The organism is Mesorhizobium sp. M7D.F.Ca.US.004.01.2.1, from assembly GCF_003997785.1.
GTDB classification, from domain to species: Bacteria; Pseudomonadota; Alphaproteobacteria; order Rhizobiales; family Rhizobiaceae; genus Mesorhizobium; species Mesorhizobium loti.
Map to the genome: position 1 here is coordinate 1 of NZ_RZRQ01000277.1, position 7729 is coordinate 7729.

The following is a 7729-nucleotide window of genomic DNA, read 5'->3' on the forward strand; positions in this document are numbered from 1 at the left end:
TGATCGGGCTTGTCAGTCGGGAAATGGAAGCGACGGCGTCCGATGTGCCGCTTTACAGACGGTTGAAATCGGCGATCGAGGCAGCGATCCGCTCCAATGCGTTGAAAGCCGGCGCGGTTCTGCCGGGCGAGCGGGTTCTGGCGGAAGCCCTGTCGATCTCGCGTGTCACCGTGAGAAAAGCTCTGGCACTGCTCGAAGAGGAAGGGCAGCTCAATCGCCGGCATGGTTCCAAAACCGAGATTGGGTCGCGGGTCGAAAAATCGCTTTCGACGCTGACGAGCTTTTCGGAGGATATTCTAGCGCGCGGCCTGAAGCCTGGATGTCTATGGCTTTCCAGGCAGATAAGCCGTCCATCCCCAGCCGAAATGATGGCCCTGGGTATTGCCGGCAATGCCAATGTGGTGCGCATGCGTCGTGTGCGGACAGCCGATGGCGCGCCAATCGCCGTCGAGGTCTCGGCCGTGCCGGTTCGCTTCCTTCCTTCGCCCGAGATGGTTCAGGATTCCCTCTATGAAGCGCTTGATGCACGCGGCTTCCTGCCTCAGAGGGCAATCCAGCGCATGCGCTCGCGCGGCGCGTCGCTGGAGGATGCAAAACACCTTCATTGCGAGGCGGGCGCACCGCTGCTGATGACCGAGCGCCGCTGCTTTCTTGCCGACGGACAGATCGTCGAATACTGCGAGACACGCTACAAGGGCGACGTCTACGACTTCGTCTTCGAGCTGCAAAGGTAATACCAGTTATGAACTGGTTGTAATCTGGTATTTTCCATTTATCGTGATGGCGACAGGGGAGTGCCGACGTGCAGCGAGAAGACATCGCCAACAGTCTCATCGTGTCCTGCCAGCCGGTTCCCGGCGGCCCGATGGACAGTGCGCTATTCGTGACGGGCTTTGCCAAGGCCGCTCTTGAAGCGGGAGCCAAGGCCCTGCGCATCGAATCCGTGCCCTATGTCGCTGCCGCCCGCCTGGCCGTGCGCGTGCCGATCATCGGTATCGTCAAGCGCGATCTCTCTGACAGCCCCGTGCGCATCACACCCTATCTGGCCGATGTCGAGGCCTTGGCCGAGGCGGGTGCCGATATCATCGCTTTCGATGCGACGGACCGTGTCCGTCCCGTTCCTGTCGAAGAGCTTGTGAAAGCCGTCAAGGCCAGGAACAAGCTGGCCATGGCCGATTGCTCTTGCCTTGACGATGCGCGCCGGGCCCTTGCCGCGGGTGTCGATTTCGTCGGCACCACGCTTTCCGGCTATGTCGGCGGGCCGGAGCCGGAGGATCCGGATATCGCCCTCATCGTTCAAATGCGAACCTTGACCCCTTACGTCATCGCCGAAGGGCGTATCCGGTCGCCGGAGCAGGCGGCTGCCGCCGCGCGCGCTGGCGCCTGTGCCGTGGTTGTCGGCTCGGCGATCACCCGGACCGAGCATGTCACCTCATGGTTCCACCAGGCGATTTCCGACGCCTATGCGGCGAGAGGCGCGCAAACCGTCCTTGGCCCAACTGTCCTGGGCCCCACCGTCCTGGGCATCGACATCGGGGGAACCAAGACCATGGCCGCGCTGGTCAGCGGTGGCAAGGTGATCGAGGACATGATCGTGCCGACCGCGCGAGAGGCTGGACCCGACACCTGGCTTGCATCCCTGGCGCAAAGCACGTCAGCCTGGTCCGGCCGCTTCCATCGCATCGGCATCGCGGTGACCGGACTGGTGCAGGATGGACGCTGGTCGGCATTGAATCCGGCAACCCTAGGCATTCCCGATGGCTACCCGCTGGTCGAAAGGGCATCCGCTGTTTTCGGCAAGCCGGTCTGTGCGTTCAACGATGCCCAGGCGGCCGCCTGGGGCGAATACAAATTCGGCGCCGGGCAAGGCCGCGACATCGTCTTTCTGACCATCTCGACCGGAATTGGCGGCGGCATCGTTTGCAACGGCCGCTTGCTGTCCGGCCTTGCCGGTCACTTCGGTCTGATTCGTGGCCTGTCTGAAGACACGGCCCCGCTCGAAGACAGCACCTCCGGCCGCTGGATCGCTTCGCAAGCCCTCAAGGCCGGCTTCAAGGCCGATGCCGTCGATGTATTCGGGCGCGCGCTGAAGGGCGAGGCCTGGGCCGGCGCCATCGTCTCGCAGAGCGCCTCGCGGGTCGCGACGCTGTGCCGGGACATTCAGATGATGCTCGATCCGAAATCGATCGTCATCGGCGGCAGTATTGGTCTTGCCGAGGGTTATCTCGACCGGGTGCGCGCGCATCTGGGCGAGGTTCCACCGCGCCTTTCCTCAGATCTCGTTGCGGCGAAGCTCGCAGGCCACGCCGGCGTCATCGGCGTAGCCGACCTCGCCGAATGGGCAAAGTAACGGCGCCGCGCAGTCATGCCATGCAAAAATCATCAAAAAAGAAGGGAATGATCATGAAACTGAACAGGACGTCTTTTGCGCTTGTGGCCACCCTCCTTGCCGGGACGGCTTTGCCGACCCTTGCCAACGCAACCGTGACCGTGCTCGGCTGGCCCGGCGGCTCCGAGGAAACTGCACTGCGGGCAACCGTGGAAACCTACAACAAGCAGGCAAGCGATGCCGACAAGGTGGAGCTGCTGTTCTTCAACCGCGAAGGCTTTTACGACAAGCTGCAGGCCGACATGGCGGCCGGATCCAGTGCCTTCGACGTGAACCTCGTCGCCACCTACTCGATCGGTCGCTACGCGCCTTACATGGAACCGGTCGATCTTGGCGCGGACGCGGCCAAGGTTTTCGGCGAATCCGTTCTCAAGACGATGCAGTTCGACGGGAAGCAATTCGGCGTGCCGACCGACCTTTCGCTGCACTTCATGTACTACCGCAAGGATCTCATCGACGCCTTGATGAAGGATGACGCCGCCAAGAAGACCTATGGTGAAATCGCCCAGAAATATCTCGGCAAGCCGCTGCAGCCGAAAGACCCGGACAGCTGGACCTGGGACGACTGGGCAGCCACCGCGCTCTATTTCACCAAGCAGGTGAACTCGGGCAGCCCGGTGCGCTACGGCACGGTCCTGCAGATGAAGAACCTGCTGTTCAACATGATGGTCTTCCAGTCGCTGCCGCGCTCCTATGGCGGCGACTGGATGGACAAGGACGGCAATGTCACGGTGGATTCCGATGCCTACAGGACCGGCCTCGAACTCTACAAGAAGCTCTATGATGCCGGTTCTTCGCCCAAGGATTCGCTGAGCTACGAATATGCGGAAACCAACGCGGCCTTCGCATCCGGCCAGGCTGCGACAGCGCTGCAGTGGAATGCCGCGGCGGCGGATCTGACCAGCACCGAAAAGTCCCCGGCCGTCGCCGAGGTCACCGGGATCGTTGCGCCGCCGGCAGGTCCCGACGGACGCGCCGATCATATCCACGGCCTTGGCCTGGGCCTCAACAAGAACGCCAAGAACAAGGAAGGCGCCGTCAAGTTCCTGAAGTGGCTCGCCACCGAGGATGCGGCCTTGCTCTATGCGCGCAGCGGCGGTTCGCCGGCATTGTCTCCCGATGTCGTCGCCAAGGTTGCGAAGGAACGTCCCGACCTCGTCAAGCTCGGCGAATTCGCCAGCAAGTACGGCTATGTCATGAGCGGGGCGACGTCCGCGAGTGCGCTCCCGGTCTATGAGCTGCAGGCAAAGGAGTTCACCGGCTACTGGTCCGGCCAGCAGAGCCTTGAGGATGCGCTCGCCCACACCAAGGCGGGCATGCAGGACCTCCTCAAGAAATAAACCATTTGCCGGACGCCGGGTCGAGGCTCGGTGTCCGGCGCGTTTGGCGGATCGATATGGCCCTTGTGACACGTGCCGAAGGCAGGATGTATCTGACGCCGCTGGTCGGCTTCCTGCTTCTGTTCCTCGGCTTTCCGGCGATCGTGAATCTGATCTATTCCGTTTCGACCGTCACATTCGAGACGCTGCGCAGTCCGGTGTTGAGCGGTTTCGGCAACTACGTCGCGGTGTTGAACGACCGGGAATTCTGGGGCTCGGCCTGGTTCTCTCTGCGCTTCGGTCTTTTGACTGCATTGGCCGAATGTCTGATCGGTCTTTTCCTTGCCATTTTCCTGGCGCCGCTCCTGAGCAAGCGTCCGGTCCTGATGGCGCCGTTGATGCTGCCGCTGATGGTCGCGCCGGCCATGGTCGGTCTCATGTACCGGCTGGTGCTGCATGAATTCGCAGGCCCCGTCCCCTACTATCTCTTCGAATGGTTCGGTGACAGCCCGGCCTTCCTCGACATCAACAATGCCTTCCGCACCCTTGTCGTCGTGGAGACGCTGCAATGGACGCCTTTCGCCTTCCTGCTGTTCTACATGGCCTATTCGGCGATACCGCTCGACGTGCGCGAAGCCTCCTCGCTCGACGGCGCATCACCGCTTGAGATCGTCCGGTGGATCGACCTGCCGTTGATGAAGCCGACGCTGGTCATCGCGTTTTTCATCCGTTTCATCGACGGTTTCCGGGTGTTCGACAATGTCTATGCACTGACTGGCAGTGGAGCTGGCGGCTCGACAACCTCCTTGTCGATCTACATCTACCAGGCCTTCTTCAAGGAAGGGGCTATCGGCAAGGCGGTCGCCGCTTCGGTTGTCCTGTTTCTGGCGTCGTTCATCGTTCTCCACGGCCTTAACCGGCTTGCCGGCCGCAGGAAGGGTTGACGATGGTGAGGGCACTGCGCTGGATCGTTTTTGCCATCGCCGTGCTGGCGATGAATTTCCCCATTATCGTGACGCTGATCACATCGCTCAAAAGCCAGCGCGAGCTTTCGACGAACCCGGGTTTGTGGATCTGTCAGCCGACGCTCGACAACTATCTGGAGGTCCTGACGCAGACCAGCCGCTTCAACATCTATGCCTATCTGCTAAACAGCACCGTGGCAGCGCTGATCGGAACCGGCCTTGCGATCGTGCTCGCGTTCCCGGCTGCCTATGCGATCGCGCGCAGCGAATCGGGAAAGCGCTTGGTCCTGCCGATCGTCATCAACCTTCGCGCCGTGCCGCTGATCATCTTCGCGATCCCGCTTTACATGATGTACCAGTGGCTGGGCCTGCTCGATACACGGATCGGGCTCGGGCTCATCCTGACGATCGTCAACGCGCCGCTTGCGCTTGTCATCCTGGTGAACGCGATTTCCGATGTGCCGGTCGAACTCGACGAGGCGGCGAAAGTCGACGGCGCGAACTCCTTGCAGGTGATGATGATGATCGTCCGGCCGGTGATCCGCCCGGCGCTGGTCACAACCTTCATCTTCGGCTTCATCACCGCGTGGAACGAATTCCTCTTCGGCCTGATGCTGACAACCAGTCGTGCGGTCCCGATGACGGTCGGCGCATCCTTCTTTTTCGCCGCGAGTGGCGGCGGCGTAAAATGGGGAACCGCTTCCGCGGTCATGATGCTGGGCGCCTTGCCGCCGGCCTTGCTGGGTCTTGTGATGTATCGGCAGATATCAGGATCGATGACCGCTGGAGCGGTCAAAGGCTAACTCGGTGGCACCAGGGTTGCCGCGATCCCAACCGATGCCGTAGACAGCGACCGTGGTTGGCGTTTGAAATTGGCGGAGAGAAGCACATGTCAGAACAGATGAAGGTCATCTCCGCTGCCAAGTCGCATGGCGGCGTGCAGGGCGTCTATTCCCATGCTTCGGAGGCCTGCGCCTGCGACATGAATTTTGCCGTTTTCGTGCCACCGCAGGCCCGTGAAACACCTTGCCCGGTTGTGTGGTACCTCTCTGGTCTCACTTGCACCCATGCGAATGTGATGGACAAGGGCGAGTACAGGCGGATGGCCGCGGAGCTTGGCCTGATCGTCGTCTGTCCCGACACCAGTCCCCGCGGCACCGATATTCCTGACGAGAAGGACAATTGGCAGTTTGGCGGCGGCGCCGGCTTCTACGTCGATGCGACTCAGGCACCTTACGCGAAGAATTATCGCATGTATTCCTACATCACCGAGGAGCTGCCGGCCCTGATCGCGCAGGAGTTTCCGGCCGACATGAGGCGTCAGGCAATCTTTGGCCATTCGATGGGTGGGCACGGCGCGCTGACGATCGCGCTGAAAAATCCAGAACGCTTCAAAAGCTGTTCGGCGTTTGCGCCGATCGTGCAGCCAGCCACCGCCGGCTGGTCGAGGCCGGCCCTCGAAAAATATCTCGGCAAGGACAAGGCCTCGTGGCGCAGCTACGACGCCACCTCGCTCATCGAGGATGGACACCGTTTTCCAGAATTTTTGATCGATCAAGGCACCTCGGACGGATTTCTCAATGATGGGCTGAGGCCCTGGCTTCTGGGAGCGGCCTGCGCCAAGGCCGGCATTCCGCTGACACTGCGAATGCAAGACGGTTACGACCACTCGTATTTTTTCATTTCGACCTTCATGGACGACCATCTGAGATGGCACGCCAAAAGATTGTCTGATGCAAAAGCCGGCGCATAGCCTGGTCGCGCGCCACGCTGTCCATTTCGTCTCGTCGCCTGAGGACGGACAATCTCGGTGGCTCAGTTCGTCTTCAGCTTGCCGACGCGGTTTTCGGCGATCCAGCGGGCGGCGAGCACCAAGGCTCCCATGCTGAAATCCTTGCCATGCTTGGCAACCATTTCTTCCGACAATTTGGCGAGTCGTTCGAAAAACTCGTCCTTGCTCTCGTCTTCGGCGGTGAGTTCGGTCTGCATTTCATCCTCCTGTTTCATGCGGACTGCGTCCGTTATTTGAACATCTGCGCTGGAAAGGTGACGATCGCGGCGCTGCCGTCGACGGCGCCCACCGCCAGGTGGCGTCCGTCGCCGGACCAGGCAAGCGCGGTGACCGCACTGCCCAAAGGCCTGACGAGGAGTTCGTCGCGGGCGCCGATCTGGGCGAGGGTAATACGGCCGTTGGCGTAACCCGCTGCAATCAGTTTCTTCTGCGGATGCGCCGCCACCGTTTCGACCAGAACCAGCCCGGCACGACCCGTCTCCAGTGCGCCGGAGGTTTCGCCGCCAACCGGCGGCGCGGTCATCGACCAGCCGGCGATCCGGAAGGCGCCCGAGGCAAACAGCGCATTCGCCGGCTCGCTCCAGCACACGGTCCGCACCGGCGATGGAAATCCCGTTACGATGTCCGCGCGGCCGTCGGCCATGCCGACCAGGGCAAGGCCTCCGGTTTCGAGCCCGCAGGCCAGCCACGTGCCGTCGCCGCTCCAGCGGATCGACACCGGGCGCGCTGGAAAAGAGACATCGCGTATCAAGGCGGCGTCACTTTCGACGGACCAGATCGATAGTCCCTCATCCAGGCCGCAGGCGAGGCGGCGCCCGCCTGGTGAGAAGGCAAGGGCGTCCATGGACGATGTCACGGCATGTTTCAGTTGCACTGCGCCGCCTTGGCCGCGCGACAGGAAGACATCATGCCCATTGCTGATAGCCGTCATGTCCGTCCCGGCGCTGTGGTCGATGGCGACGATCGGCCCGTCGATCCTAACCAAGGGGGCCGCCGCTTCACCGTCGGCGGCCAGATGCAGCACATCGCCGCTGGCCGCGCCGACCAGAAAGCCGGAATGCGCATAGGCGGCGATCGGGACATCACCATCTCCGAATCCCGCTGTGGCGATCAACGGGACGGGTGGCTTTTCCCTTGGGCGGATCGTCGTCTGCCCGAGATCGTTGCTCACCCTGATCCGCGTTTCCGGCGGCTCGTGATCCGCGACCGTGGCAATGGCGATGGTTCCATCCACACAGGCGAAGGCGACCGCCAAGCCATCGGC

8 protein-coding genes are annotated in these 7729 nt (G+C 62.0%); 6 read left to right on the forward strand and 2 right to left on the reverse strand.

The window, feature by feature from the left end; genetic code table 11:
- Positions 1-2: 2 nt before the first annotated feature.
- The 6 genes from EN993_RS27260 to fghA all read left to right on the forward strand — a co-directional run bounded on the left by EN993_RS27260 (position 3) and on the right by fghA (position 6426).
- Complete coding sequence (locus EN993_RS27260; RefSeq protein ID WP_127265313.1) at positions 3-734, forward strand: GntR family transcriptional regulator; 732 nt, start codon at positions 3-5, stop codon at positions 732-734.
- 68 nt (positions 735-802) lie between these two features.
- The gene (locus EN993_RS27265; protein ID WP_127265314.1) at positions 803-2350 is read left to right on the forward strand and encodes a putative N-acetylmannosamine-6-phosphate 2-epimerase; all 1548 of its coding nucleotides are present in this window, start codon (positions 803-805) and stop codon (positions 2348-2350) included.
- Between the two features lie 53 nt (positions 2351-2403).
- Complete coding sequence (locus tag EN993_RS27270) at positions 2404-3729, forward strand: sugar ABC transporter substrate-binding protein (RefSeq protein WP_127265315.1); 1326 nt, start codon at positions 2404-2406, stop codon at positions 3727-3729.
- 56 nt (positions 3730-3785) lie between these two features.
- The gene (locus tag EN993_RS27275; RefSeq protein WP_109661566.1) at positions 3786-4652 is read left to right on the forward strand and encodes a sugar ABC transporter permease; all 867 of its coding nucleotides are present in this window, start codon (positions 3786-3788) and stop codon (positions 4650-4652) included.
- Positions 4653-4654: 2 nt separating this feature from the next.
- Complete coding sequence (locus tag EN993_RS27280; protein WP_127265316.1) at positions 4655-5476, forward strand: carbohydrate ABC transporter permease; 822 nt, start codon at positions 4655-4657, stop codon at positions 5474-5476.
- A gap of 86 nt (positions 5477-5562) precedes the next feature.
- Positions 5563-6426, forward strand: a complete 864-nt coding sequence (gene fghA / locus EN993_RS27285; RefSeq protein WP_109661570.1) for an S-formylglutathione hydrolase — start codon at positions 5563-5565, stop codon at positions 6424-6426.
- Between the two features lie 62 nt (positions 6427-6488).
- Here the strand turns inward: fghA and EN993_RS37145 are convergent, their stop codons facing one another.
- Together EN993_RS37145 and EN993_RS27290 are read right to left on the reverse strand one after the other, a co-directional pair.
- Complete coding sequence (locus tag EN993_RS37145; RefSeq protein WP_164548627.1) at positions 6489-6662, reverse strand: hypothetical protein; 174 nt, start codon at positions 6660-6662, stop codon at positions 6489-6491.
- Between the two features lie 32 nt (positions 6663-6694).
- A partial coding sequence (locus tag EN993_RS27290; RefSeq protein WP_164757835.1) for a WD40 repeat domain-containing protein occupies positions 6695-7729 on the reverse strand: 1035 nt, incomplete at its 5' end.